The organism is Demequina sp. TMPB413 (assembly GCF_020447105.2).
Lineage (GTDB): Bacteria > Actinomycetota > Actinomycetes > Actinomycetales > Demequinaceae > Demequina.
The window spans coordinates 1,128,944-1,153,986 of record NZ_CP096184.1 but is presented as its reverse complement, the minus strand read 5'-3'; the positions used below and the strand labels follow the sequence as shown (position 1 = coordinate 1,153,986).

Genomic DNA, 25,043 nt, shown 5'->3' with positions numbered 1-25,043 from the left:
ACGGCTGCGAGCGACTAGCGTGTTCACATGGAAGAGCGCCGCACAAGAGGGATCCTTGTGGGTCGCATTCTCGGGGCGCAAGTCATCGTGCAGCCCAGCACCTTGCTCATGCTTGCCCTCCTCGCGTACGTCTTCGCCTCGGCGTCAGGCGAGACCACGGCGCGCACCTTGTCGGTAGGGGCCATGCTTGCGGTAGCGCTCATGGGCTCGGTGCTCTTGCACGAGATTGCCCACGCCATCGCTGCACGACTCTTTGGGCGTTCAGTGAATGAGATCGTGCTCACCTTGTGGGGCGGACACACCAGTTTCGAGTCGAGCGAGATGACACCAACGGTGAACGGAGTCACCGCGGCAGCAGGGCCGGCGATGAACCTGGTTATCGCCGGAGTGGCAGGCGCGACCATGGCAGCCACGGAGCTGGGTGGCGTCGCAGGCTCGCTGGTGTCGTACATCGTGTGGGCGAACCTTCTGCTTGCCGTATTCAACCTGCTTCCGGGGATTCCAATGGATGGCGGGCGAGTGCTCGAATCCGTCGTCTGGGCCATCACACGCAATCGCCACCGCGGCACGGTCGTGGCCGCATGGGGCGGCCGTGTTGTCGCCGTTGGTGTCGTGGTGTACTCGATCGCAGGCCCTTTGCTCAGCGGAGAGAGGCCCTCGCTCACGAGCGTCGTGATCGCCGTTCTGATCTTCTCGATCCTGTGGCCGGCGGCGTCGGCCGCCCTGGCGTTCTCCGCGACGATGCTTCGCAGGGACGGCGTCAACGCGAAGAGTCTCATGCGGGACGCCGTCGCTGTTCCCTACACCGTCTCCGTCCAAGAGGCGCTCGATGCTGCGAGCGCAGCGGGCGCGGTTGAGGTCGTCGTGCTTGGCGCGGATGACGCCCCTGCCGCCAGGTTCCCTCTCGAGCAGGCTGAAGCGGTCCCCGCCCCCGCGCGAGCGACAGCGTCGCTGGAGTCCGTGACGACGCCTGTGCCCCGTGGGGCAGAGATTCCTGCCGGCGCGGCGGCCGAGGTCATGATTCCGGCCTTGCGGGAATGGTGGGGAAAGACAGACGTGTGGGTCGTGCGCGACGGTCAAGACGTCGTCGGAATTGTGAGGCTAGTTGACGTCCTCGCGGCCCTGAAGTAGGCCCGTAGACTGGCGAGCATGACCCCTCCTGCCCCCGTGGGCGCTGCCGAGCGCCGTGGCGCCCTGCGCGTCGGCGACCGCGTCCAACTGACCGACCCCAAGGGCAGGCACCACACGATCGTGCTGGCAGAAGGGGCAACCTTTCACACACACAGGGGCTATTTCAAGCACGACGACATCCTGGGCTGCGCGGAAGGAACCGTGGTCCGCAACACCGCAGGAATCGACTACGTGGTGTTGCGCCCCCTGCTGAGCGACTTTGTGATGTCCATGCCCAGGGGCGCCGCCGTCGTGTACCCGAAGGATGCGGCGCAGATCGTGCAGTACGCCGACGTGTACCCGGGTGCGAGGGTTCTTGAGGCCGGAGTCGGTTCAGGAGCGCTCAGCATGTCGCTGTTGCGTGCCGTTGGCGATCAGGGGTCGCTCATTTCGATCGAGCGCCGCGAGGACTTCGCGGCAATTGCCAAGGCCAACGTCGAGTCCTTTTTTGGATCAGAGCACCCCGCGTGGCAGGTGCGCATCGGCGACTTTGACGAGCACGCGCGCGCCCTTGAGCAAGGCAGCGTTGACCGCGTCGTACTGGACATGCTGGCTCCTTGGGAGAATCTCGAGGCTGCGGCCCACGCGCTCGCGCCAGGAGGAGTGTTCCTCGCGTACGTCGCGACCACCACCCAACTGTCCCGACTCGCGGAGGATCTGAAGCGCACGGGCGATTTCACCGAGCCGCGCGCTTGGGAGACGATGGCGAGGACGTGGCATCTGGAGGGTCTGGCCGTGCGGCCTGACCACAGGATGGTGGGACACACGGGGTTCCTGCTCACGTCGCGACGCATGGCGCCTGGCGTGGAGGCTCCGATCAGGCATCGCCGACCGCAGGGCACCCCAGCGCCAACCGACGACTGGTCGCCGGAAGACTTGGGCGAACGTCCCGTGTCGGACAAGAAGGTGCGCAAGGTGAGGCGCGACGTGACCAAGCACCTCGAGGATCAACGCGCAGACGGACAGGGAGAGGGATGACGGTGGTTGACGCACAGGACACGATCGCCGCGCTGGAGAAGCGCAATGGCGAATTGCAGCGGCTCCTGGAAGTGGCGCGCGACCAATTGGGCGAGATGCGCACCAAGCTGGCCGAAGCGTCGGCGCCGCCGCAGACCTTCGCCACCTTCGTCCAATGGGCGGACAAGCACGCCGACATCGTCGCGAACGGTAGGCGGATGCGGGTGGCAGTGCTTCCCGCCGCCGCCGACGGTCTCAAGCCTGGCGACGAGGTGCTCCTCAACGCGATGAGCGTAGTGGTGGGCGCTGCCGAGCCTGAGCGGGCTGGACAGGCCGCGATCGTGCGCGAAGTTATCGACGACGACAGGGTGCTCGTGGTCTCCCGTGGCGAAGACGAGCGCGTCGTCGTGCTCATTGGCGGCGATGCGGCCGTGCGCGTTCACGAAGGCGACACCGTCATCATTGATCCTCGTACGGGATTCGCTTCAGAAAAGGTCGAGCGGACGGGCGTCGAGGCGCTGCTGCTCGAAGAGGTCCCCGACGTCGATTACTCCGTCATCGGCGGTCTCGGCGGGCAGATCGAACGCATCCGCGATGCGATCGAGTTGCCGCTGCGCCACCCTGAGCTCTACCGCGAACACTCGCTACAGCCGCCGAAGGGAATGCTCCTGTACGGCCCTCCTGGCTGCGGCAAGACTCTCATCGCGAAGGCCGTCGCGCACTCGCTCGGCGAGGCGACAGGTGCCGACAGAAGCTACTTCCTGTCCGTCAAGGGCCCCGAGTTGCTCAACAAGTACGTGGGCGAGACGGAGCGCTACATCCGCACCATCTTCGAAAGGGCGCGTGCCAAGGCACACTCGGGAGCGCCCGTCGTGGTGTTCTTTGACGAGATGGACGCGCTGTTCCGGGCTCGCGGTTCAGGAGTCAGTTCTGACATGGAGACCACGATCGTGCCGCAATTGCTCACAGAGCTCGACGGGGTCGAGGATCTGGGCAACGTCATCGTGATTGGCGCCTCGAACAGGGAAGACATGATCGATCCGGCGATCCTGCGGCCGGGCAGGCTGGACGTCAAGATCGAGATCTCGCGGCCGGACGCCGCAGCTTCCATCGACATCCTCAGCAAATACCTCACGTCCGCCCTGCCACTCGAGGCTGCCGAGGTCGCGGCGCACGGAGGCGACCGTGACGCGGCCGCAGCGGCGATGATTGCCGCGGCTGTCGACAGGCTGTTCCAGGAGCCGGACGCTGCCAAGTACATGTCGGGCGCCCTCCTGCGCAACGTGGTCGACAGGGCCAAGACGCGCGCCATCAAGCACCACATCGGGGGTGGCGGCAAAGGCTTGGCGACAGAACATCTGCTTGGTGCTTCCGATCAGGAGCTGCGCGAGGCCCGCGCGGTCGCGGCACGGGACTTCGGCGAGTACTAATGCGAGTTGTCGGGATCGAGACTGAATACGGCATCACCGACCCACGCAACGCCACGGCCAATCCCATTCTGCTGTCGTCGCAACTGGTCCAGGCCTGCCGCGTATGGTCGGGGAACTCTTCGACGCGCTGGGACTACGGCGGCGAGGATCCGCTCATGGACTTGCGCGGAATGCGCAGGGACCGGCGTTATGCGACGGCCGATCTGCTCACGGATAGCCCGGAATACTCCGAGGCGAATAGGGGAGTGACCTTGCGCAGAAGGCGGGGCTCATGGGAAGACCCCGCTCACCTGAACGCCGTGCTCGCCAATGGCGCGCGCTTCTACGTCGATCACGCTCATCCTGAGTACTCGGGTCCAGAAGTCACGAACGCCCGCGAAGCCGTGGTGTGGGACGTCGCAGGAGACCGCATCGCCGCGGCGGCAGCTGCCCAGATGCGCTCCGAAGGTGACGACGTCGCTTTGTACAAGAACAACGTCGACGGCAAGGGCGCCTCGTATGGCACCCATGAGAACTATCTTGTCACCAGGGACCTTGCCTTCGATGACTTGGCAAGGCTGCTCATGCCCCACCTCGTGAGCAGGCAGATCGTCGTCGGAGCAGGCAGGGTGGGGCTTGGCGTGTATGGCGAGATCCCCGGCTTCCAGATGTCTCAGCGTGCCGACTACATCGAGGCGGAAGCCGGTCTGGAGACGACGCTGCGCCGTCCCATCGTGAATACCAGGGACGAGCCACACGCCGACCGCCGCAAGTGGCGGCGGCTGCACATCATCATCGGCGACGCGAACTCGATGGAGCTGCCGACCTACCTGAAGGTGGGAGCGACGTCGCTCGTGCTGTCGGCAATCGAGGCGCGCGATGAGAGGCTCGAGCTCCTCACGCTGGCCGACCCCGTGGCCGAGGTCAGCGCGGTGTCGAGGGATCTCACGCTGCGCCACAAGCTTCGCCTCGCTTCCGGCGAGGAGGCGACAGCCCTCGAGGTCCAAAGGGCGCTCATCACGGTCGCACGAGATTACGTCACAGATGTCGAGGACGCGCGCGTGATCGAACGGTGGGAAAACGTGCTCGATGCTCTCGGCCGTGACCCGCTTTCGGCGCAGCGCGAGGTCGAGTGGGTGGCGAAGTTGCACCTGTTCGGGCGCATGCGTGAGCGCTATGCCACGACTGACGGGGCTGGCGACCGCGTCATGCCTGCTTGGGACGACGACCGCCTGCGTGCCGCCGACGTCCAATGGAGCGAATTGGGCACAGGGCTTGCGGCGCGCTTGAGCGCCGCAGGGGCGGTCGAGCGCGTGGTGAGCGACTCCGACGTCGATCACGCCATGACGACCCCGCCCTCCACCACGAGAGCCTGGCTCAGGGGAAGAATGGTGAGCCGCAGAAGTGACCTTGTCGACGCAGCGAGCTGGTCGACGATCGTGCTCGACAGGGAAGCAGAGCACGGACACCTTGAGGTGCTGACGCTTCCTGACCCGCTGGTGACCAGACACGAACTGGTGGATGCCTTGCTCGCCGAGGAACCGCCACCAGCGACGGATACTCGCGGCTAGGCTAGACGCATGCCTCAGACCACCTCATCGTCGTCTCCTTTTGAGGACGACGCACCAGAACCAGACGCCCCCGCAGCCCCTGCTGCCCAGGCGAGCACTGACGCCCTCGACTCCCTGTTGGATGAGATCGACGACACGATCCAGACGAACGCTTCGCAGTTCGTGAGGTCGTTCGTGCAAAAGGGTGGGCAGTAACAGCACATGATGTTGGGTGAGGTGCCGCCGGCCCAAGAGGTCGACTCGGCACGCAGAATCATGGGGCTTGAGACCGAGTTTGGCCTGCATTTTGATGCACCGCAGTCGCGTTCGGTGACGCCAGAAGAGGTGGCAGGGCACCTGTTTCACTCGGTGGTCGAGTGGGGCAGGTCGTCCAACGTGTTTCTCACGAACGGTTCGCGGCTCTACATCGATGTGGGAGCCCATCCCGAGTACGCGACGGCCGAGTGCGACTCGCTGCGCGACATCGTGGCTTACGACAAGGCGGGGGAGCGGATCGTCCACGATCTGGTGGCAAAGGGCGAGTCCAGGCTCGCTGCGGCAGGTCTCGAGGGCTCGATCTATCTCTACAAGAACAACACCGACTCGGCAGGCAACAGCTACGGCTGCCACGAGAACTACTTGGTCAGAAGGCGCGCGGATTTCAAGGCCTTCGCCTCTGTGCTCTTGCCCTTCTTTGTGTCACGGCAGATCGTGACGGGCTCCGGCTGTATCACCAGGACGCCGCAAGGAGCCCACTACAGCTTCTCTCCCAGGGCGGATCACATGTGGGAGGGCATGAGTTCTGCGACGACGCGCTCCCGCCCCATGATCAACACTCGCGACGAGCCGCATGCCCACGCCGACTTGTACCGGCGCATGCATGTGATCGTGGGCGACTCCACCATGGCTGAGCCGACGACGCGCCTCAAGATGGGATCGACCGACCTGCTCTTGCGCATCCTCGAGGCGCGGCTCGCCTTGCCGGAACTCGCGCTGGCGAACGAGATGCAGGCGATTCGCACGATCGCCCACGATGTCACTGGCGCCGCAACCGTCGAGCTTGCCGACGGTCGCCACATGACGGGGGCCGACCTCCAAGAGGCGTGCCTGGTCGCCGTGAGGGAGCGGCTCGACGATGTGATTGAACGCACGGAAGAGACCGAGCAGGTGCTTGATCTGTGGGAGCGGGGAATCGCAGCGGTGCGCTCGCGGGACACGTCAGGAGTCGAGACCGAACTGGAATGGGCGGTGAAGTTCAGGTTGCTCGAGCGGTATCGGGAGCGGCTTGGCTGCGCGCTCGACGATCCCCGCCTCGCCCGGCTCGAGATGGCTTTTCACGACGTGTCACCTACGCGCGGGCTCTTTAATCGTCTTCAGGCCGATGGCCTGGTGTCGCGAATCGTAGACGAGGCAGACATCGTGCACGCCACGACGCAGCCGCCCGCCACCACCAGGGCAGCGCTGCGCGGGCGCTTTGTGCGGGAGGCGCTGGCCGCGGGCAGCGATTACACCGTCGACTGGGTCCACCTCAAGTTGTCAGGACCTGAACCGCGAACAGTGCTGCTGAAGGACCCTTTCAGGAACCTCGACGAACGCGTCGACGTTCTTTTGGCGTCGTTGAACGGATAAGACCCGTCACTATGCTGAGGGTTCTGTGTCGGGAGGATTCATGAGTCGTCTACTAGCGGTGGCCGCTGCCGCCGCGCTCGCGCTGACCGCCTGTTCTGGCAGCAGCGACTCGGACGCCTCCGCTTCGCCAACCGTTGGCGACATCTCGATGATCACCGTCGAGCAGTCCGAGACTTTGGCTCCTTCGCTTGCCTGGCCGGCTGGCGTCGACTTCACGTCGACCCAATCCAAAGTCATGTGGCAAGGCGAAGGCGAGATGTTGGTGGACGGGCAGCCGCTCCTTCTCGACATGTACGTCCAGTCTCTTGCCACCGGTCAAGTCATCGAGAACACCTACGACGGTTTGCCCCGGTCCTTCCTGCTTGCACCCGAGCTCCTGGGTGACGACCTCTACACGGTCTTGCTGGGCGCGAGCGTCGGCACGAGAGTCCTCTCGGTTGCGCCTCCCGTCGGCGAGTTCGAGGACGAGCCAGCGATTGTCATCGTGATCGACGTGCTTTCCGACCACGCGGTGGGCGAGCGGCTGCCGGTGGACGAGACGCTGCCCAAGGTCAGTGTGTTGCCAACGGGCGAACCGGAGGTCGTGATCGACCCTGAGCAGGTCTACTCGCCCGATCTTGAGATCGCCACCCTCGTCCAGGGCGACGGCCCCCAGGTCGTCCCTGGCTCGTTCATCGTTGCCCAGATCAAGGTCGTCTACGGGACTGACGGCGAAAAGGACACGAAGTCCTGGAAGGCAGGCGACGTACGCCAGACGTCATGGCTCCCGGAGCAAGCCCCCTTCGAGGGCCAAGTGGGCGTCGGAAAGCTCTTGAGGGCCCTCGACGAGGGACTGATCGATCAGACTGCCGGCTCGCAAGTGTTGCTCGTCGCGCCGGAGGAGTGGGCGTACCCAGGCGAAGGGCCGCTCGTCATCGTGATCGACATCCTTGACGTGTGGAACCAGGAACCCTAATGGGGGTCGCGGTCCGAGTCATCCCGTGTCTCGACGTAGACGCCGGGCGCGTGGTCAAAGGCGTGAATTTCGCCGACCTGCGCGATGCAGGAGACCCCGTCGAACTCGCCGCCCGCTACGGGCGCGAGGGCGCCGATGAGCTGACGTTTCTCGACGTGACCGCCTCGTCAGGGGGTCGCGAGACGATGTACGACGTGGTGAAAAGAACTGCGGAGCAAGTTTTCGTGCCCCTCACCGTCGGCGGTGGTGTCAGGACCACTGACGACGTTGATAATCTGTTGCGTGCGGGCGCGGACAAGGTAGGCATTAACACAGCGGCTATCGCGCGGCCGGAGTTGATCTCCGAGATCGCGCGCAGGTTTGGTAACCAAGTTTTGGTTCTCTCCGTCGACGCGCGTCGATGTCAAGGCGACACCGTGACGGCCTCAGGGTATGAGGTCACTACACATGGTGGACGCCGAGGCACTGGCATCGATGCGATCGAGTGGGCACGACGAGGCGCCGAGTTGGGCGCGGGAGAAATCCTGCTCAACTCGATGGACGCCGACGGGACCACAGGCGGATTCGACATTGCGATGATGAAGGAAGTGCGTGACGTGGTTTCGGTACCACTGATTGCCTCAGGCGGCGCAGGCCGCGAGGAAGACTTTGTCGCGGCCGCACATGCGGGCGCCGACGCCGTGCTCGCCGCGAGCGTGTTCCACTTTGGGACGCTGTCGATTGGCGACGTGAAACAAGCGATGCGCTCCGCCGGCATCGCGGTCAGGTGAGGGCAGCCGGGCGGGCCGAGTACGAACTGAGCGGGTCTTACGGTCGTAAGACCCTGCAACTTCTCGGCCACGCCCTGCGAACCTCTCCCGGGCGCTTCGGCGTGTCCATCGGCGCCGCTGGCATCTTTGGCGTGCTCACGGTCGTCTTCGGGTCGATGCTGGGTCTCATCGTTGACCAGGTGGTGATCCCCGCCATCGACGGCACCCCCATTCAGGGTTGGTGGGGCGAGCGCACCCAGGATGCGGGAACAGCGGTGCTCATCGCTGGCGCCGTATTCGTCGGCATCGGCTTGCTCAATGCGGGGCTCATCGTGATCAGGCGCGGAGTGCAAGGAGGGGCGGTGGCCACCGTCGGTGCGAGGCACCGCACGGTCGTGGCCGATGCGATCGCGTCGCTACCACTTGGCTGGCATCGCGCGAACCCTGCCGGCAGGATGCTGTCCGCGATGTCCTCCGACTCGGAGACCGCGACAAATCCCCTGCACCCGCTGGCGTTCACTGTCGGTTCTTTCACCATGATGATCGCCGCCGGATACCGGCTCATCATCATGGACAAGTGGGTGGCGGTCACCGCCATGATGGTGATCCCCGCAATCTTGATCGTCAACTACTTCTACGAGAAGGTGATTAGCCCTCTGTGGGACGCAGGCCAGAGCCTGCGCGCTGAAGTCTCGAGCATCGCTCACGAGTCGTTTGAGGGCGGAACGGTGGTGAAGGCTCTCGGCGCAGAGGCTCGCGAGTCGGCCCGTTTCTCCACCAAGGTGGACGGCTTGCGCGACGCCGACACGCGCGTGGGCGCCGTCTCGAGTTGGTTCGAGCCGCTCATGGACGCGATGGTCCCTCTCAGCTCGCTCGCCATCATGGTGGTCGGAGCGCATCGGGCGGCCGCAGGCGCCGTCTCGGTAGGCGATGTCGTGACGGCCATCTACCTCTTGGCATTGATGGCTGTGCCGATCCGCGGAGTGGGCTGGGTGTTGGGCCAGATGCCCTCTGCCCTCGTCTCCTTTCAGCGCATCGCGCGCATTTCGGCGGCTGCTACCGAGGTCGACGAGCCCGGTCACGTGACGGTGTCGCGCGAAGGTGCAGGGCATATCGCCTTCAAGTCAGCCCATGTTGCCGCTGACGACGGTGATGGTGAACCCGTGATCATCGTCCGTGATGTCTCTCTTGAATTGCATCCAGGGACGGTCACGGCGCTCGTCGGCTCGACGGGCGCTGGCAAGACGACGGTGGCGCTTGCGGCCGCACGGCTGTCTCGCGCCGTCGAGGGCGAAGTGCTCATCGACCACACTGACATCCAGGTGGTTCAGGCACTTGGCAGCCACGTCGCTCTCGTACCCCAGACGGCTTTCGTCTTTGCGGGAACGGTGCGCGAGAACATCACGCTTGGTGAGGACTATTCCGACGAGCAAGTGTGGACCGCGCTACGACGGGCCGCTATCGACGATCTTGTCAGGGGCCTCAACCACCGCGGCAAGGGACTCGACGCGACCCTCGAGGAGCGCGGCATGAACCTGTCAGGTGGTCAGCGTCAACGCATCGCGATCGCGAGGGCCCTCGTGCGCGAGCCTCGAGTGATGGTGCTTGACGACGCCACCTCCGCTGTTGATCCAGGAGTAGAGCAGCAGATTCTGGCCGCGCTGCGCGCCGACGGACAGGGCCCCACAGTGCTCTTGATCGCGTACCGGCTCGCATCAATCATGCTGGCAGATCGTGTGATCCACGTGGACGACGGGACGGTTGTTGACGCGGGCTCTCACCACGAATTGCTCTCGCGCGATTCCGGCTACCGAGACCTGGTGACTGCATACGAGGTCGATTCGAAGCGACGGCAAGACGAGGCAGGTGATGGCGCGTGAGCACGACGATTCCTGACGCTGCTGGTCGCAGCGATGACGAGTCGCGCATGGGCGTTCGCCAGACGTTCTCGCGAGGCTTCGCCATCTCTCCCGAGATCCGCAAGGGCCTGGGTGTCACGCTGCTGCTCGCCCTCGTCGCGGCATCGGCCCGCGCGACGATTCCCTACCTCACTCAACGCGTCACCGATGAAGGCCTGCTTGCCGAGGCAGGGGTCAACGTGAACCTCGTGCACTGGCTGGTGGCAGGCGGCGCTGTCGTCGTCCTCATCTCGATGCTTGTGGAGTGGCGCGTCCGACGGCGCATGATGATTGCCGCAGAGGCGGGCCTTGCAACGTTGCGCAAGCGCGCGTTCCACAACGTTCACAGGCTCTCGGTGCTGACCCAGAACTCTGAGCAGCGCGGGCGCTACGTGTCGAGAGTGACAGGCGACGTTGACACGATGCGAGACCTGATGCAGTGGACGGGAGCAGGCATGATCGTCTCCGCGCTCGAGTCCACCGTCGTCTTCGTCGTCATGTTGCTCTACTCATGGCAACTCGCCCTGGTGGTCCTTGTCTGCTACGTCCCATTGCTGGTCGTGACGATGCGGATCCAGCCGGTCATTCGGCGCGCGTTCTCTGACATCAGGGCGCGCATGGCCGATTTGCTTGGTCGCACGTCTGAGCAGTTGGTGGGCGTCGCGACCATTCGGTCCTATGGCGTTCAAGAACGGATGCGTACTCACTTGCGCACCGAGATCGACGGCATTGCGCGACGGGAGCGTCGTGCCTCGTGGATCTCGTCGGCGAGCTTCTCCATGACGGCCTTCGGCCAGTCGTTCGCGACAGGCGCGGCGCTCGTGGTGGGCACTGCGCTCGGCGTCAGGGGCGATCTATCGGTGGGGACGGTCGCTGCCTTCGCGCTGCTCGTCTACATGTTCTCTGGTCCGTTGATGTGGATCATCGAGATGTTGGCCGAGATGCAAAGGGCGATGGTCGGCTGGCAGCGTGTCATCGAACTGGTGGACGCGCCGACGACGGTCCATGAGCCCGAGTCTCCCGTGGACATTCCGCCAGGGGAGGTCGATCTGAGTGTCGACTCCGTGCGCCTGACCTACGACGATGACGAGGAAGTGCTCAAGGGCATCTCGTTGACAGTTCCTGCAGGCAAGCGGCTCGCGGTCGTGGGCCAGACCGGCTCGGGAAAGACCTCTCTTGCTCGACTGATGGCACGGTTCTTCGATCCGACCTCTGGCCATATCAGGCTCGGTGGCGTCGACGTACGTGACGTCAGCTTCGCTCACTTGCGGTCGCGCCTGGCGGTTGTTCCTCAAGAAGGGTTCCTCTTTGAGGGCACGGTGCTCGACAATCTGCTCTACGCAAGGCCTGACACCGACGTGGAGACGCTTCGCGGCTCGGCTGAGGCGGCGTTTGCTGACCTTGGTCTCGAGTTGTGGCTCGCCTCAACGGCGCACGGGCTCGATACGCAAGTGGGCGCACGTGGGGAGCTCTTGAGTGCGGGAGAGCGTCAACTGGTGAGCATTGCCAGGGCGTACCTTCGGGACCCCGACGTACTCATCCTCGACGAGGCAACCTCCGCCGTCGACCCAGCCACAGAGCTTCGTATCTCGCGCGCGCTCGAGCGGCTCATGACGGGCCGTACCAGCGTCGTGATTGCCCATCGCTTGTCGACGGCCGAGCGAGCCGACATCGTCGCGGTCATGGACAGGGGCGAACTCGTCGAATACGGATCCCACGACGACCTCGTCGTCGCAGGCGGGCCCTACGCGAGCCTGCACCGTGCCTGGGTGGCCCAGACGCGCGACTGACCCGCGCGTCGTGCGTGGCGTGGAAGGATAGGCGACATGCCTTTGGACCTGGGGATTGCCGAACGACTCAAGCGCAACGAGGCTGGCCTCGTGTGCGCCGTCGTACAGGACGCGACTACCGGTCGGGTGCTGATGGTGGCGTGGATGAACGACGACGCACTGGAAGAGACCTTGCGGACGAGGCGAGGTGTGTACTTCAGCCGCAGTCGCAACGAAATCTGGCGCAAAGGCGAGACATCCGGGAACGTCCAACACGTCATCAGTGCGGAACTTGACTGCGATGGCGATGCCATCCTGCTGAGGGTCGCCCAGGTAGGGGGAGCGTGTCACACAGGCAAGGACTCGTGTTTTGACGAGGGTGGGTCCCTCTCGCTCGGAGCGGTGGCTGCCTCGTGACGACGCCCATGGCATCCGCCCTGACGCTCGATTGGGGCGACACATGGCCGACGAACGCTGAGTTTGTGGAACTCGGCCGAACGCACCGGGTCGTACCCGTCGCCCGCAAACTCCTTGGCGACGGCTGGACGCCTGTGGCGGTGTACGCGGCACTGGCCCAGTCGCGGCCGGGCACCTTCATTCTCGAGTCGGCTCAGCCAGACGGCACGCGTTCGCGTTACTCGTTCGTTGGCGTGCGCTCACAAGCGGCTTTGACCGTCGTTGGCGACACGGCGCGCTGGGCAGGGGAAGTGCCTGACGGGCTCGAGGATGGAGCGCCCTTGGAGGCGATCGCTCAAGCGCTCGAGGTGCTCGCCTCCGAACACATCGCCGGCCTTCCGCCACTCACTGGAGGGCTCGTCGGCGCACTGGGTTGGGACTTGGTTCGCCAGTGGGAGCCAACCCTTCCCGCCGACGCGACCCGCGAGCTCGACCTGCCAGATGCGCATCTGCTCCTTGCCACCGACCTCGCCGTACTCGATCACGTCGACGGCTCCGTGTGGCTCGTAGCCAATGCCGTCAACACCGACGCTCAGCCCACCGGCATCGACGCCGCCTATGCGGCGGCTGTGGCGAGGGTAGACACGATGGAACGTGCTCTTGCTGTAGCGCCAAGGCTGCCTGCCATGGCGATCGACGCCGAGACGCCAGAGGGCGCCGTGAGCCCCAGGTCACAGGTCGGCGAGTACGAGAAGATGGTGAAGTACGCCAAGGAAGCGATCCGTGACGGCGAGGTTTTTCAGGTGGTGCCGTCGCAGCGCTTCGACGCCGAGTGTGGGGCGTCGGCGCTGGATGTCTATCGCGTGCTACGCACGCTCAACCCCAGTCCCTACATGTACTACGTGGAGTGCGAGGACGCTGACGGAAGGTCCTTCGCCATCGTCGGCGCGAGCCCCGAATCGCTCGTGACGGTCAAGGATCGCTCGGTACTGACCTACCCGATTGCCGGATCGCGCCCTCGTGGCGCCACCCCAGAGGCGGACAAAGCCCTTGAGGCCGAACTCCTGGCCGATCCCAAGGAGGTTGCCGAGCACGTGATGCTCGTCGACCTCTCGCGCAATGACCTCGTGAAGGTGTGCGTGCCGACGTCGGTTGAGGTCGTCGAGTTCATGGCGGTCAACCGGTACAGCCACATCATGCACATCTGTTCCACGGTGGTGGGGGTGCTTGAGGAGCACGCGAGCGCACTGGACGCCTTTGTCGCCACATTTCCCGCAGGCACGTTGTCAGGGGCGCCAAAGCCGCGCGCGATCGCGCTGATTGACGAACTGGAACCGGTCAGACGAGGCTTCTACGGGGGTGCAGTCGGATACTTCGACTTCGCCGGCAATATGGACCTCGCTATCGCCATCCGCACCGCGGTGATTCAGTCGGGCGTGGCGCACGTGCAGGCGGGCGCTGGCGTCGTTGCGGATTCCGTCCCTGCTACCGAGGCACAAGAGACAAGAGACAAGGCGGCAGCGATGTTGCGGGCGGTGGCGCGCGCTAACAGGCTCGTTGCGTCCTGTTCTGGCTAGACTCTTGCGCAAGTCCCCAGAAGGAGTGATCACGATGTCCCACCAGATCGACCCGGAACACCTGCCTGCCGCGGCACCGAATAATCACGGCAGAACACTGGCGGCATGGGCGACCAACGGTCTCATTGTGTTGGGAGCCCTCGTTGCTGCGGTCGGGCTCATGATCCCCATGGTGGCTCTCGCGTGGGTTGGCGCGGGCATAGTTGTCGCCGCACTGGCAGTGGGTGCGGTGCTACGGGCGCTCGGACACGGGCAACCGCTCAAGTAGGTGCTACATGATGTGCAGCGCCGTCTTACCAAAGGAGATATGACATGACGCAAGTTCCTCCGCCCCCGCCGATGGGAACGCCAATGGGTGCGCCCCAGCCGCAGGGCAAGGGAATGGCAATCGCCGCGCTGGTTCTCGGAATCGTGTCGTTGGCGTTGTGCCTCTACTGGTTCATCGCTATCCCCGCTGGCATCGTGGCCATCGTGCTTGGCGTGATGGCCCGCAAGCGCGGAGTCGGCGCCGGCATGGCGCTCGCCGGAATCATCACGGGTGCCATCGGCGCCGTGCTCGGCCTCATCTTGGCGATCCTCGCCTTCGCGGGCGGCGGATTCCTCGATGACTTCTGCGATGACAACCCCGACAACCCGTATTGCGAACAGCAGGCCTAACAGTGGTCGTGACCACCGACGTGTCGCCCGCTCCAGTGGAGCGGGCGACACGAACCTCGCCACCGAAGGGCCAGTTGGCCTGGCCAGCGCTCGTCGCGCTTGTTGCCGCAGGCGGGACGGCATACATCGTGACCCATAATCCCCATGTTTCTGGAGGCACCTTCGTGTGCCCCCTCTTCGCCACGACTGGGCTGTACTGCCCCGGTTGCGGGGGCACGCGCGCCGTGTATGACCTCGCTCATGGGAACGTTGCAGGCGCCCTCGCCATGAATCCGCTGTTCACCCTGGCAGTTCCGCTACTTGGCGTGCTTTGGGTGCGTTGGGTGATGCGTTTGAGAGGCTTCGTGTTGCGCGAATGGCCCTTCCCCACGTGGGCGGGGATCGCCCTTCCGGCCGTCATCCTCGCGTTCCTCGTCTTGCGCAATGTGGGCCCTTTCGCGTCGCTGCTATCCCCTTAGGCCCCCTCCGCTGAGCGCCCCGACGGTCCTGACGGACCGTAGACGGCGGTACCATTGCACCCGGGGAGGTGGCAACGCATGAGCGTTCTCGACGGCATCGTCGCAGGTGTCCGCAGCGATTTGGAAGTGCGCGAACTCGCCACGTCCATGGACGAGTTGAAGGCCCGCGCCGCAAGGCGCCCGAGCGCTGTTGACGCGCTCCAAAAGCTGAAGACGGCAGAGGTCTCGGTGATTGCCGAGGTCAAGCGCTCGAGCCCTTCGAAGGGCGAGATCGCGCAGATCACGGACCCGGCGGCGCTCGCCACCGAGTATGAGGCCGGCGGCGCGAGCGTCATCTCCGTGTTGACGGAACGGCGGCGATTCGGCGGATCCCTTGAGGACCTCGATAACGTGCGTTCCAAGGTCGACGTGCCCATTCTGCGCAAAGACTTCATCGTGACCCCGTACCAGGTGTGGGAGGCGAGAGCTCACGGCGCCGACATGGTGCTCCTGATTGTGGCCGCACTCGAGCAGATCGCACTTGAGAGCCTTGTCGAGCGCGTTCACTCGCTCGGCATGTGCGCGCTCGTTGAGGTGCACGACCAAGAAGAAGTGAAGCGCGCCGTCGACGCTGGTGCTCGCGTCGTCGGTGTGAACGCCCGCAACCTCAAGACCCTCGAAGTCGACAGGGGCACCTTCTCCCGCGTCGCGCCCACGATTCCTGATGGAATCGTCAAGGTGGCCGAGTCGGGGATCAGAGGAAGCCACGACGTGGTGGAGTACGCGCGTATGGGCGCAGATGCCGTGCTGGTGGGCGAGGCGCTCGTCAAGGACAAGGACCCGCGCACTGCCGTGGCAGAGATGGTTGCCGCAGGTGCGCATCCCGCTTTGAGATCGGTGCGTCCGTGACTTCTGCGCTTTCCGGGGCGACCGGACCCTTCTTTGGCGTGTTCGGAGGAAGGTTCGTCCCCGAGGCGCTCGTGGCTGCGCTTGACGAACTCACCGACGCCTACGACAAGGCTAAGCATGATCCCGCCTTTGGTGAAGAACTAGAGCGGCTTGCAAGGGATTACACGGGGCGCCCCTCGATCGTCACCGAGGTGCCGCGTTTCGCCGCCCATTGCGGCGGGGCACGCGTGTTCCTCAAGCGAGAGGACCTGAACCACACCGGCTCGCACAAGATCAACAACGTGCTTGGACAGGCGCTCCTCACCAAGCGCATCGGCAAGACCCGCGTGATCGCCGAGACGGGCGCTGGGCAACACGGCGTCGCTACCGCCACGGCCGCGGCGCTGATGGATCTTGAGTGCACTGTGTACATGGGCGAGGAGGACACCGAGAGGCAGGCCCTCAACGTGGCACGCATGCGGCTGCTTGGCGCCACGGTGGTGCCCGTGACGACTGGCTCGCGCACTCTACGCGACGCCATTAACGAGGCATACCGCGACTGGGTGGCCAACGTCGAAACAACCAACTACATCTTCGGCACAGCCGCTGGCCCGCATCCGTTCCCCGAGATGGTGCGCGATTTCCAACGCGTGATCGGGCGTGAGGCGCGCGAGCAGATGGCGGCGCTCGGCGGCTTGCCGGACGCCGTGCTCGCTTGCGTCGGCGGCGGCTCGAACGCCATCGGCATGTTTGACGCCTTCCTTGACGACGACGGCGTGCGTCTTATTGGCTGCGAGGCAGCGGGCGACGGTGTCGACACTGGCAAGCACGCGTCTTCCATTACTGGGGGAAGGCCAGGCGTCCTGCACGGCGCAATGTCGTACGTGCTGCAGGACGGCGACGGCCAGACGCAACCGTCGCACTCCATTTCTGCAGGACTCGACTACCCAGGCGTTGGCCCCCAGCACGCGTGGCTCGCCGATATGGGGCGGGCGGAGTACTGGCCGGTCACCGACGCGGAGGCGATGGAGGCGTTCCGGTTGTTGTCCCGCACAGAGGGGATACTGCCTGCGATCGAATCGGCCCACGCACTCGCGGGAGCCATCAGGCTGGGTCGCGAACTTGGTGCTGACGCTACATTGCTCGTCAACCTCTCTGGTCGCGGCGACAAGGACGTTGAGACGGCCGCGACCTACTTCAACTTGCTCGATGAGGAGTCTCAGCGGTGAGCGCCCTGACGGAGAAGCTTGACGACATCCGCGCAGAGGGCCGTTCCGCGCTGATCGGCTACCTGCCGGTCGGGTTCCCTACGGTTGAACGGTCGGTGCGCGCCATGGAGACCATGATTGACGCAGGTGTCGACATCGTCGAAGTGGGGCTGCCATATTCAGACCCCGTCATGGACGGCCCGACCATCCAGGTGGCTGCAGAGCGCGCCCTCCAGGGTGGCACGCACATCGCCGACGCCTTCACGGCGGTGCGGGCGGTTACGGCAGCGGGCGCTCCTGCCGTGGTGATGTCGTACTACAACCCGATGCTGCAATACGGCTTGGAGCGCTTTGCTGACGACCTCGTGGCGGCGGGCGGAAGCGGTGCGATCACGCCCGACCTCACTCCTGACGCCGCGGGCATGTGGCTCGGGGCCGCGCGGGAGCGCAATCTCGACACGATCTTCCTGGTGGCGCCGAGTTCCACCAACGAGCGCTTGCACATGACCGTCGCCGAGACCACAGGCTTTGTGTACGCCGCTTCGCTCATGGGCGTCACGGGGGAGCGCGCATCGGTGGGGTCGGGTGCGGAGAGCCTTGTCGCGGCGACGCGCGCCGCAGGTGCCGAGCGTGTGTGCGTCGGGCTCGGCGTGTCCACAGGTGCCCAGGCAGCCGACGTGGCCAGATTCGCCGACGGCGTGATCGTTGGCTCCGCTTTGGTGCGTTGCCTCCTTGACCACGAAGACGAACGCGCAGCCCTTGATGCGCTGCGCGCCAAGACCGTCGAGCTTGCTCGCGGAGTCAGGGGCGAGGCGTGATCCACCTGTCCTTTCCCAGCCCGCCGCCTGAGTGGGCCGTGTATCACCTTGGACCACTCACCGTGCGGGCCTACTCGTTGTGGATTCTGGCGGGAATCTTCTTTGCGCTGTGGCTCACCACCCGACGCTGGGTCGAGCGTGGGGGCAAAGCCGAGGTCGTCGGCGATGTCGGCTTCTGGGCGATTCCCTTCGGCATCATCGGCGGCAGGATCTACCACGTCATCTCCACCCCTGGACCCTATTTTGGCGACGGGGGCGATCCCATCGATGCCTTCAAGATCTGGGAAGGCGGCCTCGGTATTTGGGGCGCAGTCGCGCTGGGCGCGCTTGGTGCCTACATCGGTTGCCGACGCCACGGCGTCACGTTCACCGCGTTCATGGACGCCGCTGCGCCCGGTATCCTCGTGGCACAAGCAATCGGCCGAATGGGCAACTACTTCAACCAAGAGTTGTTCGGCAGGCCGACAGACCTGCCGTGGGCCGTGCGGATTGATCCCGCATTCCGCCCCGATGGTTTTGAGCAGTTCGCCACCTTCCACCCGACGTTCCTCTACGAGATGTTGTGGAATCTCGCCGGCGCGGCGTTGATCATCTACCTTGATCGACGGCTGAACTTGCGGGGTGGCAGGGTGTTCTGGCTCTACGTCATGGTGTACGTGTCCGGCCGCTTGTGGATCGAGTTGGTGCGGATCGACACTGCCGTTCAGGTGGGGGGTCTGCGCGTCAACGTCTGGGTGTCCATCGGTGTACTACTGCTGGCCATCGCGATGTTCGTGATGTGGGGACGGCGACAATCAGGGACTCCGCAATTGCCGCGAGAGCGCCTGGCTGCCGCTCGTGAAGACACTCAGGAGACGGACTAACGGTTCTGGTGGCCTCCGGTGAACGCGGTAGGGTGACTACCCGTGCAAACACCGGGTCGATGGCGCCCCGAGACGACGAAGTTCACGGCCACAGGCCGGGACGGCAAAGGACGGTGTGATGGCCACGCTTGGTGGTGACGAGCCCACGTCGGGACTGTACGACCCGGCTTACGAGCACGACGCGTGCGGAGTGGCCTTTGTGGCGACGCTGCGAGGTCACGCGGGGCGCGACATTATCGATCTCGGTCTGACCGCTCTGAAGAATCTCGAACACCGCGGCGCCGTTGGCGCAGAGACGGAAACGGGAGACGGCGCAGGCATCCTCACGCAGATCCCACATGCATTCTTCGTGGAAAACACGGACTTTGAGGTGCCAGACAACGGCTTCTATGGCGTCGGCCTCGCCTTTCTGACCCCCGGCAAGGAGTCGGAAGAGATTGCAGCGTTCGAGGCGGCGGCGCGCCACGAGCACGCGACCGTGCTGGGCTGGCGCGACGTGCCCGTGGCGCTTGACTCGCTGGGACCGTCGGCCCGAGCAGCAGCACCCACCTTCCGGCAGGTCTTTGTTGCGGCCGAGCAGCTGTCAGGGGTCGATCTTGACCGCAAGTTGTACCGGGTACGCAAGCGCGCGGAGAACGCAGGAGGGCCTTTCTTCGCCTCGCTGTCGGCACGCACGCTGACCTACAAGGGCATGCTCACTACCTATCAGCTGGAACAGGTGTTCCCTGACCTGCTCGACCCGCTGTATGCCTCCGAACTTGCCCTCGTTCACTCTCGGTTCTCCACCAACACCTTCCCGTCATGGCCGCTTGCGCAGCCTTTGCGCCTGATCGCGCACAACGGCGAGATCAACACGGTGAGGGGAAACCGCAACTGGATCGCCGCCCGCGAGGGCCGTTTGAAGTCCGACCTCTTGGGTGAGCTGAAGGACTTGATGCCGGTGTGCACGCCGTCGGCGTCCGACACAGCCTCTTTCGACGAGGTTCTGGAACTTCTCCATCTGGCTGGCCGCCCACTTCCTCACGCGGTGCTGATGATGATGCCGGAGGCGTGGCAGAACAACACAGAGATGGACCCCGCTCGCCGCGCCTTCTACGAGTATCACTCGGCACTGATTGAGCCGTGGGACGGCCCAGCAGCCCTCCACTTCACGGACGGCACCCTGATTGGCGCCACTCTCGACCGCAACGGACTGCGTCCAGGGCGTTTCTGGGTGACCGACGATGGCTTGGTGGTGTGTGGCTCAGAGGCGGGCCTGCTCGATATCGACCCCGCCCGGATCGTTCGCAAGGGACGCCTGCAGCCTGGTCGCATGCTGCTGGTCGACACCAAGGCTGGTCGCATCGTCGAGGACGACGAGGTCAAGTCTGCTCTCGCAGCGGAACACCCGTACGCCGAGTGGATCGCCAAGCACTCGGTCAGGCTCGCCGAGCTGCCGGAGCGGGAACACGTGACGCACTCCCGCGCATCTGTTGTACGACGCCAGCGCACCTTCGGTTACACCGAGGAAGAGCTGAGAATCCTTCTTGAACCGATGGCGCGAACGGCGGCAGAGCCGATCGGTGCCATGGGATCAGACACCCCTATCGCGGTCCTGTCGAACCGCCCCAAGTTGCTGTTCGACTACTTCACGCAAATCTTTGCGCAAGTGACGAACCCGCCGCTCGACGCCATCAGGGAAGAGATCGTCACTGCCATCGGTGGCGCGATTGGGCCAGAGCCAAACCTCCTCGAGGGAACCCCTGAACACGCTCGCAAGGTCATTCTCGACTTCCCTGTCATCGACAACGACGAGTTGGCCAAGATCATCCACATCGACGCCGACCCGTCGCTGCGCGGAGTGTTCTCGTCACGCCGCATTAAGGGCCTGTACAACGTCCACGCAGGTGGCGCAGGGCTCGAGTCGCGACTCGAGGAGATCTTCGCGGAAGTGGACAAGGCGCTCGAAGACGGCGTGTCGTTCCTCATCCTGTCCGACAGGGATTCCGATGCGGACCACGCGCCCATTCCTTCTCTCCTGCTGACGTCGGCCGTCCACCACCATTTGGTGCGTCACCACAACCGCACGCAGCTCTCCCTTGTGGTCGAGGCGGGCGACGTCCGCGAGGTGCACCACGTCGCGCTCCTGGTCGGCTACGGCGTCGGCGCTGTGAACCCTTACCTTGCGATGGAAACGGTCGAGGACCTGGTCAGCAGGGGCTACATCACGGGGATCACCGCGGAGCAGGCCGTCCACAACCTCATTAAGGCGCTCGGCAAGGGCGTGCTCAAGATCATGTCCAAGATGGGCATCTCGACGATCGCTTCGTATCGTGGCGCGCAGGTGTTCGAGGCCATCGGCCTGTCGCGCGAACTGGTGAACTTGCACTTCGCCGGCACGCCCAGCCAGATTGACGGCGTGGGACTCGACGTCATCGCGGGTGAGGTCGCCGAGCGTCACGCCGACGCCTATCCTGCTTCTGGTCAGCGCCCGGCGCACCGACGCCTGAACTCCGGAGGCGAGTACCAGTGGCGTCGCGACGGCGAAGAGCACTTGTTCGACCCGGAGACCGTCTTCAAACTCCAGCACTCCACCCGCACCCGCCAGTACGCGGTGTTCAACGAGTACGCGGAACGCGTGAACAACCAATCGAAGCGGCTCATGACGCTCCGCGGGCTGCTTGACTTCACTTCTGACCGGGAGCCCATCCCGATCGAAGAAGTGGAACACATCCGCGACATCGTCAAGCGATTCACCACCGGAGCAATGTCGTACGGTTCCATCTCGAGAGAAGCGCACGAGACACTCGCGGTCGCGATGAACAAGCTCGGCGGCAAGTCGAACACTGGAGAGGGCGGCGAATCGCCTGAGCGTCTCTACGACCCTGAGCGCCGCAGCGCGATCAAGCAGGTGGCCTCCGGTCGCTTTGGCGTGACCAGCGAGTACCTCGTGAACGCTGACGACCTGCAAATCAAGCTCGCTCAAGGCGCCAAGCCAGGTGAGGGCGGTCAGTTGCCGGGTGCGAAGGTGTATCCGTGGGTGGCAGAGACGCGCCACTCCACCCCTGGCGTCGGCCTGATCTCGCCGCCACCGCACCACGACATCTACTCGATCGAGGATCTCAAGCAACTCATCCACGACCTTAAGAACTCCAACCCGAAGGCGCGTGTTCACACCAAACTCGTCTCCGAAGTGGGCGTGGGCACGATTGCCGCTGGCGTGGCCAAGTGCAAGTCAGACGTCGTGCTCATTTCCGGCTCGGATGGCGGCACCGGCGCGAGCCCGCTGAACTCCCTCAAGCACGCCGGAGCTCCGTGGGAGATCGGCCTCGCCGACACCCAACAGACTCTGGTGCGCAACGACTTGCGCGATCGCATCGTCGTGCAGGTCGACGGGCAACTGAAGACAGGGCGCGATGTGGTGATGGCCGCTTTGCTGGGCGCCGAGGAGTTCGGCTTCGCGACCGCTCCGCTCGTGGTGTCTGGCTGCATCATGATGAGGGTGTGTCACAAAGACACGTGCCCCGTCGGCGTTGCCACCCAAAACCCGGAACTGCGGGAGCGGTACACGGGAAAGCCGCAGTTCGTCGAGACATTCTTCGAGTTCATCGCGCAGCAAGTGCGCGAGCTTCTCGCCCGTTTGGGGTTCAGGTCGATCGAAGAGGCCGTCGGCCACGTTGAGCTGCTTGACACGCGCGCGGCCGTCGAACACTGGAAGGCGAAGGGCCTCGACCTCTCGCCTCTACTCGCAGTGCCACCGAAGGGCGCTGCCTTGCACCAGTCGGTCGCCCAGGATCACGCGCTTGACAAGGCACTCGACCTGACCTTCATCAAGGAGGCGAAGGCGGCGCTCGACAATGGCACGCCTGTCCACTTGGTACACGACGTGCGCAACACCAACCGCACGGTGGGCACGATGCTCGGATACGAAGTCACGTCGCGCTACAAGGGCGACGGCCTTCCCGACGACACGATCAACGTGCAGCTCACTGGCTCTGCCGGTCAGTCCTTCGGGGCATTTGTTCCACGAGGCATCACGTTGAGGCTGTTCGGCGACGCGAATGACTACGTCGCGAAGGGCCTCTCTGGCGGTCGCGTCATCGTCAGGCCCGACAAGTCGGCCGCATTGAACGATGCGTTGGACGTCATCGCAGGTAACGTCATCGGCTACGGAGCGACGAGCGGACAGATCCTGTTGCGCGGGCAGGTGGGCGAACGCTTCCTGGTCCGCAACTCGGGTGCCTCCGCCGTCGTCGAAGGGGTCGGCGACCACGGTCTCGAGTACATGACCGGCGGCACCGCCGTGATTCTCGGACGCACCGGGCGCAACTTCGGCGCAGGAATGTCGGGAGGAACGGCCTACGTGCTCGATTTGCGGTCGGAGCGGGTGAACAAGGAAGCCCTTGCTTCTGGCGAACTGACGCTCAGCCCGCTCGATGCAGAAGACGTCACCATTGTGCGCTCGCTCATCGAGACCCACGTGGCCGAGACGGACTCGCCACGCGGGCGTGAACTGCTCGCGACGTGGGACGCTTCGGTGGAGCGCTTCACCCGCGTTCTGCCTGCTCAGTATGCGCGAGTGCGTGATGCACTTGCCGAACTGGACGCCAAGGGCGAAGACTTGCAGGCGCCAGGCGCATGGGACACATTCTTGGAGGTGACCGGTGGCTGATCCGCGTGGATTCTTGAAGCACCGCGAGAGGGAGCTCCCCAAGAGCCGCCCCGTTCCGGTGAGGTTGCTTGACTGGAAGTACGTCAAGGACGAACTCGACAAAGACCCGGAGGCGCTCAACCGGCAAGCCGGTCGATGCATGGATTGCGGAATCCCGTTTTGCCACCAGGGTTGCCCACTCGGGAACCTCATTCCTGAATGGAACGACCTCGTGTGGCGCGGTCAGTGGGACGACGCACTTGATCGCCTTCACGCGACGAACAATTTCCCGGAGTTCACTGGCAGGATTTGCCCTGCTCCGTGTGAGACCAGTTGCGTCCTTGGTATCAACCAGCCTGCGGTGACGATCAAGAACATCGAGGTCTCGATCATTGACGAGGCTTTTGAACGCGGCACAGTGAAGCCTCTCGAAGCGACTCGCCAGACCGGCAGGACGGTCGCTGTCGTGGGTTCGGGCCCCGCTGGGCTCGCGGCTGCTCAGCAACTCACTCGTGCGGGCCACACGGTCGCCGTGTTTGAGAAGGACGACCGCATCGGCGGTCTGATGCGTTACGGCGTGCCTGACTTCAAAATGGAGAAGATCCACATCGACAGGCGCGTCGCGCAGATGGAAGCAGAGGGCACCAGGTTCCGCACGTCGACGGAGATCGGCAAGGACATCAAGTGGGACGATCTACGCGCCCGCTATGACGCGGTGCTCATCTGCACTGGGTCCACCGTCCCGCGCGATCTGCCGATTCCTGGGAGACGATATAGGGGCATCCACTTCGCGATGCCGTACCTCACCCAGAGCAACAAGGTGGCAGCAGGCGACACCGTCGAGCGTCAGATCACCGCAAAGGACAAGCACGTGATCATCATCGGCGGTGGCGACACCGGCTCGGACTGCCTCGGCACCGCGCTGCGTCAAGGCGCCAAGTCGGTCACGACGCTTGCCATCGGCGTGCAGCCGTCTGAACAGCGCGACCCCAAGTCGCAGCCGTGGCCAACGCACCCCATGCTGTTTGACGTGTCGAGTTCTCACGAAGAGGGAGGGGAGCGCAAGTTCCTCGCCTCAAGTGTGGAGTTTCTCGCCGACGAAGACGAACACGTCACCTCGTTGCGACTGGCACGCACCCAGATCATGCCGGACGGCACTCGCGGCCCGGCGCCTGGCACGGAGGAAGAGATCCCTGCGGATCTCGTACTTCTGTCGATGGGCTTCACAGGACCGCAGCGGGACACGCTCGGTCAGTTGGAGCACATTGGCTTCACTCCGCGCGGCACCGTCGCGCGCAACGACCAGTTCGCTACTGCCGTCGACGGTGTCTTCGTCGCAGGCGACGCAGGCCGCGGCCAGTCGCTCGTGGTGTGGGCGATTGCTGAAGGCAGAGCAGCAGCGGCTGCCATCGATACATACCTCACCGGCAGCACCGAGCTGCCGGCACCCGTGACCGCGAGAACTCTCGCGCTGCGGGCCTGA

General features: G+C 64.6%; 21 protein-coding genes. All 21 read left to right on the top strand.

The genetic code is table 11. The annotated features are described in order from the left end of the window. The first annotated feature begins 27 nt into the window (after window positions 1–27). Window positions 28–1,131: a site-2 protease family protein gene (locus tag LGT36_RS05545; RefSeq protein ID WP_226096553.1), complete on the top strand. Its 1,104-nt coding sequence runs from the start codon at window positions 28–30 to the stop codon at window positions 1,129–1,131. Window positions 1,132–1,149: 18 nt separating this feature from the next. Then, window positions 1,150–2,148: a tRNA (adenine-N1)-methyltransferase gene (locus tag LGT36_RS05540; RefSeq protein WP_226096554.1), complete on the top strand. Its 999-nt coding sequence runs from the start codon at window positions 1,150–1,152 to the stop codon at window positions 2,146–2,148. Then, a complete protein-coding gene (gene arc, locus LGT36_RS05535; protein ID WP_226096555.1) occupies window positions 2,145–3,557 on the top strand; it encodes a proteasome ATPase in 1,413 nt (470 codons plus the stop codon). Before LGT36_RS05540 ends, arc begins: the two co-directional genes overlap by 4 nt. Then, window positions 3,557–5,107, top strand: coding sequence for a depupylase/deamidase Dop (gene dop, locus LGT36_RS05530; protein WP_226264704.1), 1,551 nt, complete (start codon window positions 3,557–3,559; stop codon window positions 5,105–5,107). The genes arc and dop overlap by 1 nt, the downstream gene beginning before the upstream one ends. A gap of 9 nt (window positions 5,108–5,116) precedes the next feature. Next, window positions 5,117–5,302 (top strand): ubiquitin-like protein Pup, encoded by a 186-nt coding sequence (locus LGT36_RS05525; RefSeq protein ID WP_226095398.1) that lies wholly within the window; start codon window positions 5,117–5,119, stop codon window positions 5,300–5,302. 6 nt (window positions 5,303–5,308) lie between these two features. Then, on the top strand, window positions 5,309–6,715 hold the full coding sequence (gene pafA / locus LGT36_RS05520; protein ID WP_226095397.1) for a Pup--protein ligase: 1,407 nt from the start codon (window positions 5,309–5,311) through the stop codon (window positions 6,713–6,715). A 40-nt stretch (window positions 6,716–6,755) separates the two neighbouring features. Continuing rightward, the gene (locus tag LGT36_RS05515) at window positions 6,756–7,670 is read left to right on the top strand and encodes an FKBP-type peptidyl-prolyl cis-trans isomerase (protein ID WP_226095396.1); all 915 of its coding nucleotides are present in this window, start codon (window positions 6,756–6,758) and stop codon (window positions 7,668–7,670) included. Then, on the top strand, window positions 7,670–8,440 hold the full coding sequence (hisF, locus tag LGT36_RS05510) for an imidazole glycerol phosphate synthase subunit HisF (protein WP_226095395.1): 771 nt from the start codon (window positions 7,670–7,672) through the stop codon (window positions 8,438–8,440). The genes LGT36_RS05515 and hisF overlap by 1 nt, the downstream gene beginning before the upstream one ends. Further along, window positions 8,437–10,299 carry an ABC transporter ATP-binding protein gene (locus LGT36_RS05505; RefSeq protein ID WP_226095394.1) on the top strand — a complete coding sequence of 621 codons (1,863 nt, stop codon included), beginning with the start codon at window positions 8,437–8,439 and terminating at the stop codon, window positions 10,297–10,299. Before hisF ends, LGT36_RS05505 begins: the two co-directional genes overlap by 4 nt. Further along, entirely contained in the window at window positions 10,296–12,107 is a 1,812-nt protein-coding gene (locus LGT36_RS05500) for an ABC transporter ATP-binding protein (RefSeq protein WP_226095393.1), read from the top strand. Before LGT36_RS05505 ends, LGT36_RS05500 begins: the two co-directional genes overlap by 4 nt. Window positions 12,108–12,143: 36 nt before the next feature. After that, window positions 12,144–12,503, top strand: coding sequence for a phosphoribosyl-AMP cyclohydrolase (hisI, locus tag LGT36_RS05495; RefSeq protein WP_226095392.1), 360 nt, complete (start codon window positions 12,144–12,146; stop codon window positions 12,501–12,503). An 8-nt stretch (window positions 12,504–12,511) separates the two neighbouring features. Beyond that, a complete protein-coding gene (locus tag LGT36_RS05490) occupies window positions 12,512–14,059 on the top strand; it encodes an anthranilate synthase component I (RefSeq protein ID WP_226264706.1) in 1,548 nt (515 codons plus the stop codon). 34 nt (window positions 14,060–14,093) lie between these two features. Next, window positions 14,094–14,327: an HGxxPAAW family protein gene (locus LGT36_RS05485; RefSeq protein WP_226094522.1), complete on the top strand. Its 234-nt coding sequence runs from the start codon at window positions 14,094–14,096 to the stop codon at window positions 14,325–14,327. A gap of 44 nt (window positions 14,328–14,371) precedes the next feature. Beyond that, window positions 14,372–14,716, top strand: coding sequence for a DUF4190 domain-containing protein (locus LGT36_RS05480; protein ID WP_226094523.1), 345 nt, complete (start codon window positions 14,372–14,374; stop codon window positions 14,714–14,716). 8 nt (window positions 14,717–14,724) lie between these two features. Beyond that, window positions 14,725–15,174, top strand: a complete 450-nt coding sequence (locus LGT36_RS05475) for a DUF2752 domain-containing protein (protein WP_248642178.1) — start codon at window positions 14,725–14,727, stop codon at window positions 15,172–15,174. A gap of 78 nt (window positions 15,175–15,252) precedes the next feature. Beyond that, window positions 15,253–16,062 (top strand): indole-3-glycerol phosphate synthase TrpC, encoded by an 810-nt coding sequence (trpC, locus tag LGT36_RS05470; protein ID WP_226095740.1) that lies wholly within the window; start codon window positions 15,253–15,255, stop codon window positions 16,060–16,062. Then, complete coding sequence (gene trpB, locus LGT36_RS05465; RefSeq protein WP_226095739.1) at window positions 16,059–17,270, top strand: tryptophan synthase subunit beta; 1,212 nt, start codon at window positions 16,059–16,061, stop codon at window positions 17,268–17,270. Before trpC ends, trpB begins: the two co-directional genes overlap by 4 nt. Then, the gene (trpA, locus tag LGT36_RS05460; RefSeq protein WP_226095738.1) at window positions 17,267–18,067 is read left to right on the top strand and encodes a tryptophan synthase subunit alpha; all 801 of its coding nucleotides are present in this window, start codon (window positions 17,267–17,269) and stop codon (window positions 18,065–18,067) included. The genes trpB and trpA overlap by 4 nt, the downstream gene beginning before the upstream one ends. Continuing rightward, a complete protein-coding gene (gene lgt / locus LGT36_RS05455; protein WP_226095737.1) occupies window positions 18,064–18,930 on the top strand; it encodes a prolipoprotein diacylglyceryl transferase in 867 nt (288 codons plus the stop codon). The genes trpA and lgt overlap by 4 nt, the downstream gene beginning before the upstream one ends. 118 nt (window positions 18,931–19,048) lie before the next feature. Further along, a complete protein-coding gene (gene gltB / locus LGT36_RS05450) occupies window positions 19,049–23,581 on the top strand; it encodes a glutamate synthase large subunit (protein WP_226095736.1) in 4,533 nt (1,510 codons plus the stop codon). Continuing rightward, a complete protein-coding gene (locus LGT36_RS05445; protein WP_226095735.1) occupies window positions 23,574–25,043 on the top strand; it encodes a glutamate synthase subunit beta in 1,470 nt (489 codons plus the stop codon). Before gltB ends, LGT36_RS05445 begins: the two co-directional genes overlap by 8 nt.